The 17,523-nt window shown below is 73.4% G+C and carries 15 protein-coding genes and 1 pseudogene; 8 read left to right on the top strand and 8 right to left on the bottom strand.

The window, feature by feature from the left end:
• Positions 1-86 precede the first annotated feature (86 nt).
• Positions 87-647: an NAD(P)H-dependent oxidoreductase gene (locus ACGRHY_RS03515; protein ID WP_394633911.1), complete on the top strand. Its 561-nt coding sequence runs from the start codon at positions 87-89 to the stop codon at positions 645-647.
• Positions 648-723: 76 nt separating this feature from the next.
• On the opposite strand, the gene ACGRHY_RS03510 is transcribed toward ACGRHY_RS03515, so the two are convergent.
• The 5 genes and pseudogenes from ACGRHY_RS03510 to ACGRHY_RS03490 all read right to left on the bottom strand — a co-directional run bounded on the left by ACGRHY_RS03510 (position 724) and on the right by ACGRHY_RS03490 (position 4,463).
• Positions 724-2,508 (bottom strand): multicopper oxidase family protein, encoded by a 1,785-nt coding sequence (locus tag ACGRHY_RS03510; RefSeq protein WP_394633910.1) that lies wholly within the window; start codon positions 2,506-2,508, stop codon positions 724-726.
• A 203-nt stretch (positions 2,509-2,711) separates the two neighbouring features.
• Positions 2,712-3,005 (bottom strand): hypothetical protein, encoded by a 294-nt coding sequence (locus tag ACGRHY_RS03505; protein WP_394633909.1) that lies wholly within the window; start codon positions 3,003-3,005, stop codon positions 2,712-2,714.
• A gap of 19 nt (positions 3,006-3,024) precedes the next feature.
• Positions 3,025-3,403 (bottom strand): annotated as a pseudogene (locus ACGRHY_RS03500) (cupin domain-containing protein).
• Between the two features lie 194 nt (positions 3,404-3,597).
• Positions 3,598-4,014 (bottom strand): ATP-binding protein, encoded by a 417-nt coding sequence (locus tag ACGRHY_RS03495; protein ID WP_394633908.1) that lies wholly within the window; start codon positions 4,012-4,014, stop codon positions 3,598-3,600.
• A 137-nt stretch (positions 4,015-4,151) separates the two neighbouring features.
• On the bottom strand, positions 4,152-4,463 hold the full coding sequence (locus tag ACGRHY_RS03490) for an STAS domain-containing protein (protein ID WP_394633907.1): 312 nt from the start codon (positions 4,461-4,463) through the stop codon (positions 4,152-4,154).
• Positions 4,464-5,036: 573 nt separating this feature from the next.
• On the opposite strand from ACGRHY_RS03490, the gene ACGRHY_RS03485 reads away from it, so the two are divergent.
• Positions 5,037-6,194 carry a glycoside hydrolase family 12 protein gene (locus ACGRHY_RS03485; protein WP_394633906.1) on the top strand — a complete coding sequence of 386 codons (1,158 nt, stop codon included), beginning with the start codon at positions 5,037-5,039 and terminating at the stop codon, positions 6,192-6,194.
• A 95-nt stretch (positions 6,195-6,289) separates the two neighbouring features.
• Here the strand turns inward: ACGRHY_RS03485 and ACGRHY_RS03480 are convergent, their stop codons facing one another.
• Positions 6,290-6,943 carry a peptidoglycan recognition protein family protein gene (locus ACGRHY_RS03480; RefSeq protein WP_394633905.1) on the bottom strand — a complete coding sequence of 218 codons (654 nt, stop codon included), beginning with the start codon at positions 6,941-6,943 and terminating at the stop codon, positions 6,290-6,292.
• Between the two features lie 79 nt (positions 6,944-7,022).
• Entirely contained in the window at positions 7,023-7,901 is an 879-nt protein-coding gene (locus tag ACGRHY_RS03475; RefSeq protein ID WP_394633904.1) for a lysozyme, read from the bottom strand.
• A gap of 671 nt (positions 7,902-8,572) precedes the next feature.
• Here ACGRHY_RS03475 and ectA point away from each other — a divergent pair.
• From ectA to ACGRHY_RS03460, 3 genes are all read left to right on the top strand, one after another.
• Positions 8,573-9,082: a diaminobutyrate acetyltransferase gene (gene ectA / locus ACGRHY_RS03470; protein ID WP_394633903.1), complete on the top strand. Its 510-nt coding sequence runs from the start codon at positions 8,573-8,575 to the stop codon at positions 9,080-9,082.
• 82 nt (positions 9,083-9,164) lie between these two features.
• Positions 9,165-10,430: a diaminobutyrate--2-oxoglutarate transaminase gene (gene ectB / locus ACGRHY_RS03465; protein ID WP_394633902.1), complete on the top strand. Its 1,266-nt coding sequence runs from the start codon at positions 9,165-9,167 to the stop codon at positions 10,428-10,430.
• Between the two features lie 307 nt (positions 10,431-10,737).
• Positions 10,738-12,864 (top strand): SpoIIE family protein phosphatase, encoded by a 2,127-nt coding sequence (locus tag ACGRHY_RS03460; RefSeq protein ID WP_394633901.1) that lies wholly within the window; start codon positions 10,738-10,740, stop codon positions 12,862-12,864.
• 250 nt (positions 12,865-13,114) lie between these two features.
• Here ACGRHY_RS03460 and ACGRHY_RS03455 read toward each other — a convergent pair whose 3' ends face one another.
• Entirely contained in the window at positions 13,115-14,323 is a 1,209-nt protein-coding gene (locus tag ACGRHY_RS03455; RefSeq protein ID WP_394633900.1) for a hypothetical protein, read from the bottom strand.
• A gap of 89 nt (positions 14,324-14,412) precedes the next feature.
• On the opposite strand from ACGRHY_RS03455, the gene ACGRHY_RS03450 reads away from it, so the two are divergent.
• From ACGRHY_RS03450 to ACGRHY_RS03440, 3 genes are all read left to right on the top strand, one after another.
• Complete coding sequence (locus ACGRHY_RS03450; protein WP_394633899.1) at positions 14,413-15,390, top strand: ABC transporter substrate-binding protein; 978 nt, start codon at positions 14,413-14,415, stop codon at positions 15,388-15,390.
• 104 nt (positions 15,391-15,494) lie between these two features.
• Entirely contained in the window at positions 15,495-16,511 is a 1,017-nt protein-coding gene (locus tag ACGRHY_RS03445) for an iron ABC transporter permease (RefSeq protein ID WP_394633898.1), read from the top strand.
• Complete coding sequence (locus tag ACGRHY_RS03440) at positions 16,508-17,515, top strand: FecCD family ABC transporter permease (protein WP_394637910.1); 1,008 nt, start codon at positions 16,508-16,510, stop codon at positions 17,513-17,515. The genes ACGRHY_RS03445 and ACGRHY_RS03440 overlap by 4 nt, the downstream gene beginning before the upstream one ends.
• Positions 17,516-17,523: the final 8 nt, after the last annotated feature.

The raw sequence follows: 17,523 nt of genomic DNA, 5'->3' as shown, positions 1-17,523 counted from the left end.
ATGGACCACGGTCCGGTTGGCGTGCTAGAAAGCATTCGGACCACGGTCCGTTTACCGCTCCGCCCCCGACCTCCACAGGAGACGCCATGTCCGTCCGCATCCTCGCCCTCGTCGGCAGCCTCCGCTCCGGCTCGCACAACCGCCGGCTCGCCGAGGCCGCCGTTAAGCACGCCCCCGAGGGCGTCGAGATCGTCGTCCACGAGGGCCTGGGCGACCTGCCCTTCTACAACGAGGACGTCGACGTGGAGGACTCCGTGCCCGCCGAGGCCGCGCGGCTGCGCGAGGTGGCCGGCGGAGCCGACGCCCTCCTGCTGTTCTCGCCCGAGTACAACGGCACCATCCCGGCCGTGCTGAAGAACGCGATCGACTGGCTCTCCCGCCCCTACGGCGCCGGCGCCCTGTCCGGCAAGCCGGTCGCCGTCGTCGGCACCGCCTTCGGGCAGTACGGCGGCGTGTGGGCGCAGGACGAGGCCCGCAAGGCCGCGGGCATCGCGGGCGCCACCGTCCTGGAGGACGTGAAGCTCTCCATCCCCAACTCGGTCGTGCGCTTCGCCGAGGTCCACCCGGCCGACGACGCCGAGATCACCGGGCAGCTCGTGGAGGTCCTCGGCAGGGTCTCGGCAGCCGCCGCGCCGTCCGCCGCCTGACCGGACCGCGTCAGCACGGCAGTGCGGGAGGGGTCCTCCCAAGCCCGGAGGGGCCCCTCCCGCACTGCCCCGCGGCTCAGCGGACCCGGTAGTTCCGCATCATCTCGTGGTCCTCGTGCTCGAGGATGTGGCAGTGCCAGACGTACAGGCCGCGCCTGTCGAAGAACGCCTTGATCCGGGTGACCCGGCCGGGTGGCGCCGACACGGTGTCCTTCGGGCCCCGCTCGGTGGCGTCCGGCGGCTGCGGCCGCCCGATCCCGATGTTGGACAGCGCCCCGCTCTCCGGGTCCCGGTCGGCGGTGAACGGCGCCCGGTCCAGCACCTGGAACCGCACCAGATGCAGATGGACCGGGTGGGTGTCGGGTGTGGCGTTGAAGACCTCCCAGATCTCGGTGGTGTGCACTCCGGGGTCCTCGGTGACCGGTTCGGACCACTCCAGCGGGCCGTGTTCCACGGTGCCCAGCAGCGGCTTCAGCCTGCCGAACTCGTCGGTGCCCTCGGACAGCAGCAGCCGGCGGGTCCGGGCCGGGGGCCTGGTGATCCGGAAGGGGGCGCGGCGCAGCGTCCGCGGCAGCCGGGGCTCGGGGACCCGCTCGTCGCAGGGCCGGTTCACCCGGAACCGCATCACCTGGTCGGCGGGCGGGGCCACGGGGTCGCCGTGGGGGAAGGGCGTGGGCGCGTCGTTGGTGAGGGTGTGGGCCTCGCCCTCCAGCCCCCGGAAGTCGACGACCAGGTCCACCCGTTCGCCGGGGGCGATCACCAGCGGCCCGTCCAGCGGGTGCGGCCGGTGGAGGAAGCCGAGCTCGGTTCCGATCAGGGTGACGGGGAACGGCCACCCTCCGCCGGCCGACAGCCGGTAGAAGCGCGAGTTCGATCCGTTGAGCAGCCGCAGCCGGTACTGGCGCGGCTCCACGTCCAGATACGGCCACGCCTTGCCGTTGACCAGGATGACCTGCCCGAAGAACTCGGGCTGCACCGACGGCCCGCCCGGCCAGTCGGGGGAGTCGGCGGGGACGTCCGGGTAGGCCAGCCGCCCGTCCGGGTGGAACATGCGGTCCTGGACCACCAGTTCCAGCTCGTACGGCCCGCCGGGCAGGCGGTGGTCCTCGATGAGCGAGAGCTCGTGCGGGTCGCGCAGGAGGTAGAAGCCGGCCAGCCCGGCGTAGACGTTGAGCCGGGTGATGCCGAGGGTGTGGTCGTGGTACCAGAGGGTGGCGGCCTCCTGGCTGTTGTCGTAGTGGAACCGCGTGCCGCCGAAGCGCGGCCCGACGGCGCCGCCGGGGGTGTACCACGCGTCGGGGTGGCCGTCGCTGTCCGGATCGGTGTGCCCGCCGTGCAGGTGCACCACGGCCGGCACGCCGTCGCGCTCGATGGTGTGGCCGGTGCCGGCGAAGGCCCAGTGGACCGTGGGATCCACCGGCAGCAGATGCCGGTGGGGCAGGTCGTTGATCCAGTGCACCCGTACGGGCCGGTCCCGGCGGGCCACGAGGGTGGGGCCGGGAAAGGACATCCGCACCGGGCCCGCGGACGCGAGGCCGCCGCCGTGGCGCCCGCGCACCCCGAACCCCCACACCGGCGTGGTGAGGCCCAGCCCGCCGCCGAGGAGGTCCTGGCGCGTCGGACCCATCACGAGGGTGCGGTCGCCGCCGCCCAGCGCGTCGACGCGCGACGGGCGGGGCAGCGGGTCGGTGAACCGGGGGACGGCGGCTGGGTCGGCGACCGGTTCGCGGTAGAGAGGGTCGTCGAGGGGCGGCAGCGCGGCGGCCTCCCGGGCGGCGGCGGGCGGCGCCGTACCGAGCCCGGGCAGGAGCAGTGCGCCCCCGGTCAGCGAACTCGCCTGGATGAAACGTCTTCTGTCCACGGTCTGTACTTCCCTCGGGGTCGCGGATGGCTGGGCACCCGTGATCCTCTCCGGGAAGGAAGGACCGGTATATGGACTGTTCGGGTAAAAATACGGGATTCGCCGCACGGCGTCCACAAGGGGCTTACCCCTGTGTGCCCGCGCGGCTCCGGGAGGGCGCGGACGCGGAGAACCGGCGGGCCCGGGGCCCGCCGGCGGTGCGGTCAGGACATCTCGCCGACCACCTCCAGGTTCACGAAACGGGGCTCCTTGCTGCACAGCCCCCGGATCTGCTCGGAGACGCGCTGCGTCTCGGGCATCTCGCTGTTCCTCATCGCCTGCTCGTAGGAGGGGAACTCGACGATGTCCACGTAGTGCGTGGAGTCGTCGCGGTCCCGCCCGTGGATCTCACGGGAGAGGGTCCGCTTGCCCTCCGTCATCCGCATCCACTGGTCCCAGAGATCCATCATCTCCTTGTCGTGCGTCGTCTCGTACTCGATGAGCTGTACGAATGTCATGGGACTCCTCCTGTGACGGTCACTTCCGGTCCCTGGCGTACTCCTCCGCCGTGGCGCCGGCGAAGTCGTGCGCCACGACCGCCTCGTCGCCGACGGCCCAGGGCGTCGTGCCCCGGCGGGCAGGCGAACACGTCGCCCGGCCCGGCCTCGGCCTCCCGGCCGTCGTCCATGCGCAGCCGCAGCCGCAGCCGCAGCCGCCCACGCACCACGTAGCCGTTGTGGTGGGTCCGGCAACTGTCCGTCTTGGCGATCGGGCCCACCGACTCCGACCAGCGCCGGCCGGGCTCGGACGTGGCCGCGGCGAAATCCGGCCCGGTGAGGTGGTGGAGGGCTTCGAGGTGGCCGCGGGGGAAGTCGCGCCGCTCGTCCGGCTTCTCGACGGTCTTGACTTCCAGCATGGCCGGACCTCCGTTTCACGCCATATGTCCATGATGCGCGCGTGAGACGCGGCAGGGAAACGGCGGGGAGCGGGGATTTTGAGGATTCGGCGGAGCGCCCGGGCCCGGCGGTGCCGTGGACGGCCGTGTGCGGAGGCCCGGTCAGGGGACCGGAGAACCGTCCGGGGTCCGGCCCCGGGCGGCACGGGCCGGTCTCACCACGGCAGGAAGGCGTGGATCTCCTTGCCGTCCGGCAGCGGGTGGACGCTGAGCCGGTCGGCGATCCGCTCGACGATGGACCAGCCGAAACCGCCCCCGCCGCTGTTCGGATCGGCCGGGCGGGGGCTGGGCGGGGCCGGGTCGCCGTCGCGGACGGTGACCTGTACGCGGCTCCCGGCGAACGCCAGGTACAGGGTGAGCGGGCCGGGAGCGTGGCGTACGGCGTTGGTGACCAGTTCGGAGACGACCAGCAGCACGTCGTCGTGCGAGCGGTCCCCGGCGGGCGGCTCGGTGTCCGACAGTGTCGTCAGGAAGGCGTCGGCGGCGTCGCGGGCCCGGGCGATGGTGCCGGAGTGGCCGTCGAAGTCGGCGCGCAAATGGGGAGCCCCCAAACCCTCGCTCAGCAATTCCATCGCCGGTCCCCCAGTCAACACAGCGGTATCCATGGTGCGTCTTCCCGCTGTTGCCCACACCATACGCCGGTGTCGCCCCGCCTTGCCGCACCCACTGCCGCGGGCGGCCCGGGCAGGGCCCTGAAGGGGAGGAGTGGTCAGCGGGCGACGGTGAAGAACCCTGCCAGACCCACCAGTTCCAGCAGTCTGCCGGGCTGCTCGCCGACGCCGCTCAGGGTCAGGGGGACCCCGCGGTCCCGGCAGCGGCGCTCCAGGGAGAGCAGGGCGTGCAGACCGGCGGAGTCCATGAAGGGGACGCTCGACAGGTCCACGGCCAGGCCCCGCCACGGCTGGTCGAGTTCCTCCAGGGCGCGCGTCAGGGCCGGCGCGCTGTCGTGGTCGACGTCACCCCGGGGGTGCAGGACGACGGTGTCGTGTTGGCGGGTGATGGCGACGGACAGGGTGTGCATGGCCCTTCGGCCCCCTTCCGGGGTGGATCGGCTCGTGCCGGCCGAGGCGTTCTCCGGATCGGGCGGTTGGGTGGTACCCGGCCGGTGCGGGCGGAGGAGCCTCCCCGGCCAGACGGCGGGGCGGCTCCCCCCACCGTCACACACCTGGAGCCGCCGCGCCACCATCGTTGTCCCAAATCCCGGCCCGTGCGCACGTCCGGGGGAGCCGGGCGGGACGGGAGTCGGCCGAGCCGGTCGCCGTCGGCGTCATCGTCCGCCCCGGTGTGACCGCCGGTGAGAACACCATGGCCGGGACCGTCGTCCCCCCGGGATCCGCCCGCGAACGCCGTCGCGGTGGGCGGTCCGGCCCGCGTCGTCCGCGGGCTGTGGGCCGGCCGGCTCCGGCGGGGCCCGAAGGAGGCGTAATGCCCGACTGGTCGCGACAAGTGAAGAGATGCGTAGATCCGGGGGTGGTGAGGGAAGTCGAGGGTGCCGTCTGTCTTGTCATGTCCCCTGATGTGGCCATAGAGTCCGCCACGCAGTGATGGGAGCGCTCCCAGAGGTTCCCCGCCCCGCTCCTGCCGAAAGGACAGCATGGCTTCCCCCCTGCGTACCCCCCTGCGTACGCCATCCCGTTCCCTGCCCCGGATGCGTGCCGCGCTGCTGGCGCTCCTGCTGCTCGCGGGGGCTCTGGCGGCCCTGACCACCACGGCGCAGACCGCCCGCGCCGACGAGCAGATCTGCGACCAGTACGGGACCACCACCATCCAGGGCAAGTACGTGGTGCAGAACAACCGCTGGGGCACCGGTGCCACCCAGTGCATCGACGTGACGAGCACCGGGTTCCGGCTCACCCGGGCCGACGGTTCCGTCCCGACCAACGGTGCGCCCAAGTCCTACCCCTCGGTCTACTACGGCTGCCACTACACCAACTGCTCCCCGGGCACCAACCTGCCGATGCAGGTCGGCTCGATCGGCAGTGCGCCCAGCAGCGTCTCTTACACCTACGTCGACAACGCCGTCTACAACGCCTCGTACGACATCTGGCTCGACCCGACACCGAAGAGGGACGGGGTCAACCGGACCGAGATCATGATCTGGCTCAACCGCGTGGGCCCGATCCAGCCCATCGGCTCCCGCGTCGGCACGGCGAACGTCGGCGGCCGAAGCTGGGAGGTGTGGACCGGCAGCAACGGCTCCAACGACGTCATCTCCTTCATCGCCCCCTCGGCGATCACGAGCATGAGCTTCGACGTCATGGACTTCGTCGACGAGACGGTCGCCCGCGGCATGGCCCAGCCCTCGTGGTACCTGACGAGCGTCCAGGCAGGTTTCGAGCCGTGGCAGAACGGCGCCGGTCTCGCCGTCGACTCCTTCTCCGCGTCCGTCGGCACCGGCGGTGGTGACGGCGGTGGTGACGACGGTGAGCCGGGCGCCTGCGAGGTCACCTACACCACCAACTCCTGGACGAACGGCTTCACCGCCGACGTCGGTATCAGGAACACCGGCTCCACCGCGATCAGCGGCTGGGAGATGAGCTTCGCCCTGCCCGACGGCCAGTCGGTCACCAGTGCCTGGAACGCCACACTCTCCTCCGCCGCGGGCACGGTGACGGCCCGTCCGGTCGAGCACAACAGGAACATCGAGCCGGGCGGCACCCAGTCGTTCGGCTTCCAGGGAACCCACCCGGGGGGCACGCTCGGCGAGCCGGCCCGGTTCACCCTCAACGGCACCGTCTGCACGGTGAAGTGAGCCGCGCACGGCGGGCACGGTAGAGCGGCGCGGAGCCCGGACCGCCCCCGCCCCTGCGCGGTCCGGGCCCCGCGCCGCGCCCGGCCCGGCCGTCCTCAGCCCAGCCGCGCCGCCACCTCGTCGCGCAGCCGCGGCAGCATGTCGTGGATCACTCCGGGGCACAGCGTGCCCGCGTTGTAGTCCTTGTGGCCGTACATTCGCGCGGGCGCGATGCCGTACCTCTCGCACACGTACGCGCACAGGATCACCAGCACCTCCCACTGGGCCTGCGGCGGTACCGCGCCCGCGTGGTACGCGCCCTCGCAGGCGATGCCGACGGCCCGGTCGTTCTGCCCGTAGGTGTGCGCGCCGAGCACGAAGGAGGTGCCGCCGGTGAGGGTCCGCAGGCTGTCGTGCCGGCCCTCGGTGATCCAGCCTCCCCGGCTGACGGCGAAGTGGTAGCCGGTGTCGATCCAGCCGTTGTCGTCCATGTGCAGGTCCTGAACCCAGTGGGCGTGTGCGTGGGCCTGGGCGCGGGAGAGGTCGGAGGTGTTCGCGCTCACCGTGTGGTGGACGATGATCCGGTCCGGGCGGTACCCGAGGACGGTGACGTTCCCCCGGGGCGGCCGCGCGTTCCACTCCGAGGTGCTGTCGATGTCGGGTTCGACGGTGCCCGACGCCCGGGCGGTGCCCGTCAGCGCGCCGGCGGCGACGAGCCCGGCGGTACCGGTGATCAGCAGACGGCGGCGCAGTGGTTTCTCGGCGTTCACGGTCGCTCCTCGGAAGGCCGCGTGGGACGCGGGTGCGGAGATGGGGCGGCGGGCGGGGCGGGGTCGCCGGTCCGGAGGGCTAGGGCGTGTTGTTGGCCAGGGCGAGGAGCCGGTCCCTGGAGCCGTTGAACTTGTTGCGGTCGACGTTCCCGGAGACGCCGCCGACCGAGCCGGTGCTGGTGTACTGCCACACCGTCCAGGTGGGGAAGCCGCTGGGGATGGTCGGGGTCTCGCTGGAGGTCCAGTGGGCCACCCACAGCGGGCTCTTGTAGTACATGCCCGTCCAGTTGCCGGTGCAGGTGTTCCACCAGCCCGCGGTCGTGTAGATCACCACGTCGCGCGTGGTGCGCGACTTGTAGGTGTTGTAGAAGTCGGTTATCCAGGCTCGCATCTGAGTGGTGGACAGGCCGTAGCACATCGCCCCGTAGGGGTTGTGCTCGATGTCCAGGACGCCCGGCAGGGTCATGTTGTCCCTCGACCACGCGCCGCCGTTGGAGGCGAAGTAGGCCGCCTGGGTCGAGCCGCCGGAGACGTCGGGGCGCGCGAAGTGGTAGGCGCCGCGGATGACCCCGGCGTTGTACGCCGCCACGTAGTTGGTGTTGAACCGCGAGTCCTTGAAGCTGGTGCCCTCGGTCGCCTTGATCCAGGCGAACTGGATGCCCGAGTTCCGCACCGAGGTCCAGTTGATGGCGCCCTGCCAGTGCGAGACGTCGATCCCCTGCACGCCGCTGGTGTGGGACGTCGCTCCCAGCGGCGGTTCCTCCCGCGCGTCGGTGCCCTCGTGGAGCCGGTGGCCGGCGCCCATGAACGCGGTGCCGGGCTTGAGGCGCTCCTTGGCGGGCGGCGGCGCCGCCGCGGCCGTGCCCGCCGTGGCCGTCAGCAGGGCGAGCACGGCGGCGAGCACGCCGACCACGGCGGTTCTCAGCCGGCGGTGGGGGGGCAGGGGTCTGTGCGGCATGGCTTCCTCCTGGCGCTCGGTGAAGGCGGGAGTGGGGGAGGGGAGGAGGTGCTGGGTGATGCCGTCGGTGCCGACGAGCGCGCCGACGCGGCCGTGCCGGCGCGACTTTGTTGACGTGGACGCGTCATAAGTGACGCATGTGGCCGGTCGCTCTGTAAAGACGCTCCAGGCACCCTCTGTGGTCTCGACCTCTGTCGGGGGGTGCGAACTGCGCCGACGGGACGCGCCCGGCGGAAACTTTCACGGTGCGAAAGCGGAGGCCGTCCCCGGAGGCCGTCCCCGGAGGGTTGCCCGGGGTTCGGAAGGCCCGCGCCGCGGTGCCGCGCATTCCGCCGTTCGGGTGACCTTTGGGCTGGGCTTCGGGACCGGTCGGGCGGGCCTTTCCGGTGTTTTCCCGCCTCATCCGACGCTGCGCGGGAAAAGGCGGGAAATCCTGCGGTAGCAGCCCGGAAGCCACCGGAGTAGTTTTCGATGGGTGTCGACAAGCGCGGGAAACCTGCCGAACAGGACCGGCGATCCGGCCAGTTGCCCGGCGTACCGGAAAGGCCGTCCGGCAACGCAGGTGATTACTCCGCGAAATCCGCGCCCGGCAGTCCCGGGCTCCTGCCGGCCGATCCCGTCAGGCGGAAGCCGCCGGGAGACCTGACGCAGGCCGCGGTGGAGGTGAAGCCATGGCGACGCAGACGGAACCACTGATCGAGACGCCCGGTGTCGAGGACGGTGCCGCCGTGTGGCGCATCGCCCGCGACTCCCGTGTGCTCGACCTCAACTCCTCCTACAGCTACCTGCTGTGGTTCCGGGACTTCGCCCGGACCTCCGCGGTGGCGCGCGGCGAGCACGGTGCGCCCGTCGGCTTCGTCACCGGCTACCTGCGTCCGGAGAGGCCCGGCACGCTGGTCGTCTGGCAGGTAGCGGTGGACGAGGACCACCGCGGGCGCGGACTGGCCGGCGCCATGCTGGACCATCTGGCCGCCCGGCCGGCTCCGCGGGGGATCCGGCGTCTGGAGGCCACCGTCGCGCCGGGGAACACCGCTTCCGACCGGCTGTTCACGCTCTTCGCCCGGCGGCACGGCGCGGCGCTGGAGCGCGAGGCGCTGTTCGGCGCGGAACTCTTCCCGGACGGCCACGGCCCCGAGGTGCTGTACCGCATCGGGCCGCTGCCCCGCGCGCCCCGGCCCTGACCCGCCGCCCGTCCCGGCCCGCAGCGGGCGGACGGCACGCCGCCGTCCGCCCGGCACCACACCCACCGAGGAGCACACCATCATGACCATCACCGAAGCCGAGACCTCCGTCTTCGACACCCTGGAGTCGGAGGTGCGCAGCTACTGCCGCGGCTGGCCGAGGGTCTTCGAGTACGCGCACGGCTGCCGTCTCCAGGACGAGGACGGCCATGTGTACCTGGACTTCTTCGCCGGTGCGGGCGCACTCAACTACGGCCACAACCCCCCGGTCCTCAAACGCGCCCTGCTGGACTACCTGGAGCGCGACGGCGTCACCCACGGCCTGGACATGTCCACCACGGCCAAGCGGGACTTCCTGGAGGCCTTCCGCGACCTCGTCCTGCGACCGCGCGGCCTGGACCACAAAGTGATGTTCCCGGGCCCGACCGGGACCAACGCCGTCGAGGCGGCCCTGAAACTGGCCCGCAAGGTCAAAAGGCGCGAGACGGTGGTGTCCTTCACCAACGCCTTCCACGGCATGTCGCTCGGAGCACTGGCGGTGACCGGCAACGCCTTCAAGCGCGCCGGCGCCGGCGTTCCCCTGGTGCACGGAGTGCCCATGCCGTTCGACCGGTACCTGGACGACGACCAGGGCTTCGCGTGGTTCGAGCGGCTGCTGGAGGACCGCGGCTCCGGCCTGAACCGGCCGGCCGCCGTGATCGTCGAGACGGTGCAGGGCGAGGGCGGCGTCAACGTCGCCCGGGCCGAGTGGCTGCGCGCCCTGGCCGAGCTGTGCCGCCGCTGGGACATGCTGCTGATCGTCGACGACGTCCAGATGGGCTGCGGCCGGACCGGCGCCTTCTTCTCCTTCGAGGAGGCCGGGATCACCCCCGACGTCATCACTCTGTCCAAGTCCGTCAGCGGCTACGGAATGCCGATGGCGCTGACCCTGTTCCGGCCCGAGCTGGACGTCTGGGAGCCCGGCGAGCACAACGGCACCTTCCGCGGCAACAACCCCGCCTTCGTCACCGCCGCGGCCACCCTGAATACCTACTGGGCCGACAGCGGAACGGAGAAGCAGACGCTCGCCCGCGGCGAGCAGGCCGAGGCCGCCCTGCGCGAGATCGCCCGCGAGCACCGCCGGAGCGGGGCCGGACACCGGGGTCGCGGCCTGGCCTGGGGGCTGACCTTCGCCGACACGGGACGCGCCACCCGGGTGTGTGCCCGCGCCTTCGAACTGGGGCTGCTGGTCGAGACCTCCGGCCCCGAGAACGAGGTCGTCAAGCTGCTCCCGCCGCTCACCGCGACCCCGGACGAGCTGGACGAGGGGCTGCGTACCCTGGCCCGTGCCGTCGACGAGACCGCCTGACCGCATGCCGTGAGCGGTGCGCCGCACGTCCGGGACTTCCGGGCGGGGCGTGAGGCCGCCTTCCCGCCGAGCGGCCCGGGAAGGCGGCCTCACGCCCCGCCCGTACCGGTGCGACAACGCGCCGCTGTTCCGAAAGCGTCATAATCTTCTTGTATGGAATATATGTGGCATGTCTGTCGTGGGGTGCCGCCACCGGGACGGACGGGGGCGGCGCACCGGTGCCGTACGGCGTCCGGCGCCGCGGGCAGAGCGGCCGGACCCCGCCCGGAGGCCGGCCCCCTCCGGCGGGGTCGGCGAGGAGCGCACGGTGACCGGGAACGGTGACACGGCGGCCGCGTACGACCGGCTGGAGACAGGGTTCCTGGAGGTGGCGCGCAACACCGGCGCATCCACCGCCGCCCTGTACCTGCTGGCCCCGGAGGAGGACGTACTGCGCCTCGCGATGCTGTTCGGGGCGCCGCTCGACTTCATCGAACCGTGGGTGAGGGTCGGGCTGGCCGCACCCATCCCGGTCGCGGACGCGGTCCGCGAGAACCGCCTGGTGTGGGTGGGGGGCCAGGAGGACATGGCCCGCGCCTATCCGCGCACGGCGGTGGCACTGCCCTACCACTTCGCCCTGGCCGCCGTCCCCGTCGGCGCGGACCGCGCCCGGGGCGCACTGCTGCTGCTGTGGCCCGGCACCCATGCATCGCGGATCACCCGGCGGCGACGCGACAACATCGTCTCCAACTGCCGTCGGCTGACGCGGCTGATGGAGGAGGAGGACGACGCGGGCCGGCCGGTCGGGACACCGGCCCGGCCGCGGGTGCTGAGCGCCGACACCGTGCGCACCGGCAGGTCGCAGTCGGCGCTGGCCGCCGAGGACTTCGCCGAGCGCCTGCCCGGCGGCTGCTGCGCGCTGGACCTGGAAGGCCGGTTCACCTTCCTCACCTCGGGTGCCGCCGAGCTGCTGGGCCGCGGCGCCGCCGAGTTGCTGGGCACCCGCCCCTGGCACTCGCTGCCCTGGCTGGACGACCCGGTCTACGAGGACCGCTACCGGGCCGCGATCGTCAGCCGCGAGCCCGTCGCCTACACCGTGCACCGGCCGCCCGGCCAGTGGCTCGACTTCAGGCTCTACCCGGACGCCAGCGGCATCAGCGTACGCATCGAACCCGCGGGCACCGGCCCCCGCCCCGCACCGGTCCACGGCGAGCGGGCCGAGAGGGCCGCTCCGGCGAGGGCCGGGCAGCTCTACCAGCTGCTGCACCTGGCCGCGGCCCTGACAGAGACCGTCGGGGTGCAGGACGTGGTGGATCTCATCGCCGACCAGATCATGCCCGCCTTCGACGCCAAGGGGGTGGTCCTGTCCACCCTGGACGCCGGCCGGCTGCGCATCATCGGCCACCGCGGCTACTCCGGGGCGGCCATCGACTGGCTTGAGGAGGCGTCGCCGGAGACCGCCCTCACCCCGGCCGGGCAGGTGATCGTCGAGGGCGCACCGCTGTTCTACTCCTCCCCGGAGGAGATGGAGCGCGACTACCCCGGCCTGCCGCGGATGACGGAGAAGCAGGCGTGGGCGTATCTGCCGCTGAGCGTCTCGGGGCGGCCTGTGGGCTGCTGCACCCTGTCCTACGACCGGCCCCACGTCTTCGCCGCCGAGGAGCGCGCGGTGCTCACCTCCCTGGCCGGGCTCATCGCCCAGGCGCTGGACAGGGCGCGCCTGTACGACACCAAGCACCGGCTCGCCCACGGTCTGCAGCAGGCACTGCTGCCCCACACCCTTCCCGCCGTCCCCGGACTGCGGGTGGCCGCCCGCTATCTGCCGGCCACCCGGGGCATGGAGATCGGCGGCGACTTCTATGACCTGGTCCGCCTCAGCGACAGCACCGCGGCCGCCGTCATCGGCGACGTCCAGGGGCACAACGTCGCCGCCGCCGCCCTCATGGGCCAGGTCCGCACCGCCATCCGCGCCCACGCCACCGCCGGAGTCCCCCCGGACCAGGTGCTCGCGCGCACCAACCGGCTCCTGAGCGACCTCGATCCCGGGCTGTTCACCAGTTGCCTCTACGTCCACCTCGATCTCGCCCGGCGGTGCGCGGGCATCGCCAGCGCCGGGCATCCCTCCCCGCTCCTGCGCCTGCCCGACGGCCGTACCCGCCCCCTGGACGTCCCGCCCGGCCTGCTGCTGGGCGTCGAACCGGACGCCGGCTACCAGGTCTTCGACACCCCCCTGCCGGCGGGCGCGATCCTCGCCCTCTACACCGACGGCCTGGTGGAGACCCCGGGCGTCGATCCCGACGAGGCGACCGCCGGTCTCGCCCGACAGCTCGCCGGCGCCCCCGACGGGGATCTGGAGCATCTCATCGACACCGTCATCCGGAGGGCCCGCCCCGCCCGGCAGCGCACCGACGACATCGCCCTGCTCCTGCTGCGGACGGTGTTCGGCGAGGAGTGAGCGGAGAGCCGGGGCCCGGGCGGCCGGGCCGAGGCACGGAGAACGCGCGCCCACCGAAGCACGCCGGGGTCGTGGGGGTGCGCCGGCACGGGCGGGCGGAGCGGTGGAAACCGCGGCGGAGTCCGCCGCCCGGGCCCTCACCACCCGGAAGTCTCCGGCCGGATTCCGGCAAAGAGGCGGCCCTTTGCCAGCCGGTCACATCGTGCCATGCCGGGAGGGGCCGCCCGTCGCTCCGCCCCTTCCGCCCGGGTCAGCGGCCCACGGGATCACCCTCGGCGCCGTCGTCCCGTGTGCGCAGCACCATGTGACCGCCGTGGTGCAGCGGCGTGTCCAGCCGTGGTCGGGCCGCTTCGCCGCCCGTCCGCGCGTCGACGATGTGCACCTCGCCATGGCCGCCGCGGGTGACGGCGACCCAGTCGGAGCCGGGTGAGGCGGCCACCGCTCTGCGCTGGACCCCCTCCCAGGGGGTGCCGCCGCGGCGCGGGGCGCCGTCCATGGCGGGGAGGGGGAGGCGGCGGACGGTGCCCTCCGGGGCGTCCGCGTCCAGGAGGACCAGCTCGTCGCCGTCGGGGTGGACGCGGGCGAAGGCCGCGTGGCGCCGGGCGAGGGCCAGGCGGAAGACCAGACCGGGGCCGAGTTCCGTGCGGTGCGTGCGGCCCGTGTCCAGGTCGTGGCGCCACGCCTGGTTGGCCCACTCCGGCCATCCCGACGGGTCCGGCGCGCCACCGCGCAGCGTGCTCCACAGCGCCTGCCGGCGGGTGTCCAGGCGCAGGTACCAGCCCTGGGCGGGCGACCCCCATGGAATCACCGCCTCGGCCACGAGTCCGCCGCCCGACCTCCGGGCCCGGTGCACTCCCTCGCCCGTGGCCGCCAGCACATGCCCCGGGCCGGGCGCGTACGCGTCCCCGTGTCCGTCGTCCGGCAGCGGCAGGAGCGTGTGAGGCGTGACCGGCGGGCAGCCGGGCGGCGCCGCGAGAAGGTCCGCGAACCGGTGGACGGCCAGCGCACCGGGCTCCCGGTGCCGCAGCACGACCAGCGGATCGCCGCCGCCCGGCACCGTCACCCCCGGTTCGCCGGCGCGCGTGCGCACCCGGGAGGCCTCTCCCGTGGCGAGGTCGACGACCGTCAGCAGGTCCGACCACGGCCCGGTGTTCCTCCCCAGTCCGGTGGTGACGGCCAGCCGGCGGCCGGACGGGTCGCAGGCGAGGTGCTCGGCCGGTACGGCCACCGGGACCGCGAGTTTCACCAGTTCGTCACCGAAGGGGTCGAGCACCAGCAACTCCCCCCTGCGGTCGTCGACGCAGGCCACCCGTCCCCCCGGCAGCGCCAGGAACCCGGCGTGCTCCGACAGGTGCCGGCCGGTCAGACGGCCCGTGACGGTGCCGTCCGGCACGGTCAGTGCGTACAGGGAGCCTTCCACGTGGTCGGAGACGAGCAGCGTGGGAGCGGTGCTGGGCATGGAGTCCTCCGGAGAACCGACATCATGAAAACGATTATCATGTATCTTCGGCGTGTTCCGGCTCTCCCCGAGAAGAAACGAGGGCGTCAATGCTGCGTTCACCGTCGAGATCCGCCCGCGGCTGGATCACCGCAGCGGTGCTGGGTTCCGTTCTGGCCGGCTGCGGCTCACCGCCGGGCGAGCCCGCGGACGGCAGGGCCGGGCCCACGGCGAGGACCGAGGTCACCGTCGAACCCATCAAGGCCGCCGCGGAGTTGACCGACGTGAACGGCACCGAAATCTCCCTGGACGGTGAACCGGAGCGGATCGTCTGCCTGTTCGCCCTGTGCGACGACATCCTGACCGAGCTGGGCATCGTCCCGGCGGCCACCAACAGCGCGCTGCTGGCCCACCCCGGCTTCCTGGGGGAGGAGAAGGCGAAGGAGGTCGACGTCATCCCCGGCGGTTTCATAGCCCCGGAGGTCGAGGCGATCCTCTACCACAAGCCCGACCTCGTGATCGGACTGGGGGACACCCACGGCAAGCTCGCCCCGGCGCTGAAGGGCGCCACCACGTTCTGGGCCATGCAGCCCGAGACGTGGGAGGACAGCGTCGGCTATCTGCGCGACGTCGCCGCGCTCACCGGCCGCACCGACGAGGGGGAGAAGGCCGAGAAGACCTTCCGGACCAAGCTCGCCGAGGCCGAGAAGACCCCGAGTGGGAAGACCGCGCTCGTCGTCTACGGCAGCGACGAGAACTTCGGCGTCGCCACCCCGGAGACCGACGTGGCCGCCAGCCTGTTCCCCAAGATCGCCGACTATCCATGGAAGTCCCGTGGTGTGGAGGGCAGTTACAGCCTCGAAGAGATCCTCGCCGAGGGTGTCGACGTGCTCTTCGTCGAGACGATGAGCTTCGGCGACGCGGACGGCAGACTCTCGGAGAAGCTGGCGGAGAACCCCCTGTGGGGGAAGATCCCCGCGGTGCGCGGCGGCGACGTCCACGAGGTCGACCCGGAGGTGTGGGCCAAGGGTCGCGGCACCCGTTCGCTGGGCATCGTCCTCGACGAGGCCACGGCCGCGCTGCGGTGAGGGCGCCCGTCGCCGCGCCCACCGCGGCAGAGGGAACCGGGGCGGGGGGCACCGGTGCGGGAGGCGCGGCGGCGGGGGCCCGGCGCCCCCCTCCCCTGGCACGGGTGCGGCAACCGCTCCTGGTGGCCGTGCTGCTGGCCGTCTCCTCGGTCTGCGCGCTGAGCCTCGGCACCCCCTACGTCCCGCCGCACCGGCTCGCCGGTGCGGTGCTGGAGGGTGACACCACGCTCGCCGGGATCGTCGTCACCGAACTGCGCGTACCCCGCCTGGTGCTGGCGCTCGTCGCCGGTGCCTGCCTGGGGGCGGCGGGGCTCGTGCTCCAGGAGGCGCTGCGCAACCCCCTGGCGGTGCCGGAGATGCTGGGCGTCTCCTCCGGGGCCGCGCTGGGGGTGGCCGCGCCCCTGGTGCTGGCGGTGTCCCTGCCCGCGGCCGTCCAGCCCCTGGCGGCCATCGGCGGCGCCGCGCTCGGCGGCGGGCTCACACTGTTCGCCGCCGGGCTGGGCCGTGGTCCGTCCGCGGTGCTGCTGACCGGCGCGTCGGTCGCGGCCGCGCTGCAGGCCGCGCTGCTCGTCCTGATGGTCATGGCCGACCAGCTCGACCTCCAGCTCGTCTACCGCTACCTGCTCGGCTCCCTGTCCGCCCGGACCTGGGACGACGTCGCGGGCCTGTGGCCGTGGCTGCTCGTCGTGGCCCCCGCCCTCGTGCTGTGCGCACCGGTGCTCTCGGTGATGCGGCTGGGCGACGAGGACGCCGAGGCGCTGGGCGTGCGCGCCCAGCGGGCACGGCTGGCCGCGCTGGCCGTCGCCGTGGTGCTGATCGCACCCGTGACGGCCGTGTGCGGGCCCGTGGCGTGGGTGGGCTTCCTCGCCCCGCATCTGGCCCGGTGGTTCGCCCCCGCGGCCGGGGCGGTGCGCTGGCTGCCCTGGTCCGCCGCGTGGGGCGCCGCCGTCGTCGCCGTCGCCGATGTCCCGGCCCGGCTGGCGCTGGCGCCCGTGGAGACCCCGGTCGGCGCCTGGACGGCTCTGCTGGGTGTGCCGGCCGGGGTCGTCCTGACGCGGTCGGGCGGTCGCGGCCGTGGCTTCTCCCGGCGGGGGAAGGCCGGAGCGGAGGGCGTGTGGTGAGCCGGCGTTTCGCGGCGCTCGCGGCGCTGGCCGCGGTGTGCGCCGCGGTGGAACTGGTGGCCGGGCGCGGCATGTCCCCGGCCACGGCATGGGAGGTCCTCGGCGGAGGCGGTGACGCGACGGAGCGCCACATCCTCCTGCGACTGCGCCTGCCCAGGCTGCTGGTGGCCCTCTGCGCGGGCGCGAGCCTCGCCGTGGCGGGTCTGGTCCTGCAGTCCGCGCTGCGCAACCCCCTGGCCGGGCCCGAGGTGACGGGTGTGACACCGGGAGCGGTGCTCGGGGCCGTCACCGCCACGGCCCTGGGGCTGGCCGGGCGGGACTCCCCGCCGGCCGTCGTCATCGCCGCGTGCGCGGGCGGATGCGCCGGGGCGGCGCTGCTGTGGCTGCTGGCCGGACGCGGCCGCGGCGACCCCGCGCAGACCGCCGTGCACGGGGTGCTGGTGTCGGCGGTGCTCGGCGGGCTCACCGCCATGGTGCTCCTCGCGGAGCCGGGCGAACTCGGCAGCGTCGTGCAGTGGCTGGTGGGCACCACGGAGGGCCGGGTGTGGCAGCACTGGCACCTGCTGTGGCCGTGGGCGCTGGCCTGGGGGACGGCCGCCTGGCTGCTGGCGGGACCGCTGACCCTGCTGCGCTGCGGGGACGACATCGCCTCGGCCGCCGGACTTCCCGCCCGGCTGGCCCGGACCCTGACCCTGCTGTGCGCGGTGGCGCTGACCGCGGGCGCGGTGGCCGCCGTCGGCGCACTGGGCTTCGTGGGGCTGCTCGTCCCGCACCTGGCCGTGGCCCTCTTCGGCGCCGACCTGCGGGTGGGCCTTCCCGGCGCCGCCGCGGTGGGCGCGGTCGTGGTGTGCGGGGCGGACGCGGCGGCGCAGCTCTCCTCGCGGCTGCTGGCGGTGGCGCTGGACTCCGGACGGCTCACGCTGCCGGTCGGAGCACTCACCGCCTGCCTCGGTGCCGCACTGCTGCTGGCCGTCGTGCGCCGCACGCCGGGCCGTACGTTCTGAAGCCGAAG

Source organism: Streptomyces shinuiensis (genome assembly GCF_043660855.1).
Classification (GTDB): domain Bacteria; phylum Actinomycetota; class Actinomycetes; order Streptomycetales; family Streptomycetaceae; genus Streptomyces.
This window is presented reverse-complemented; position numbering and strand designations above follow the sequence as displayed.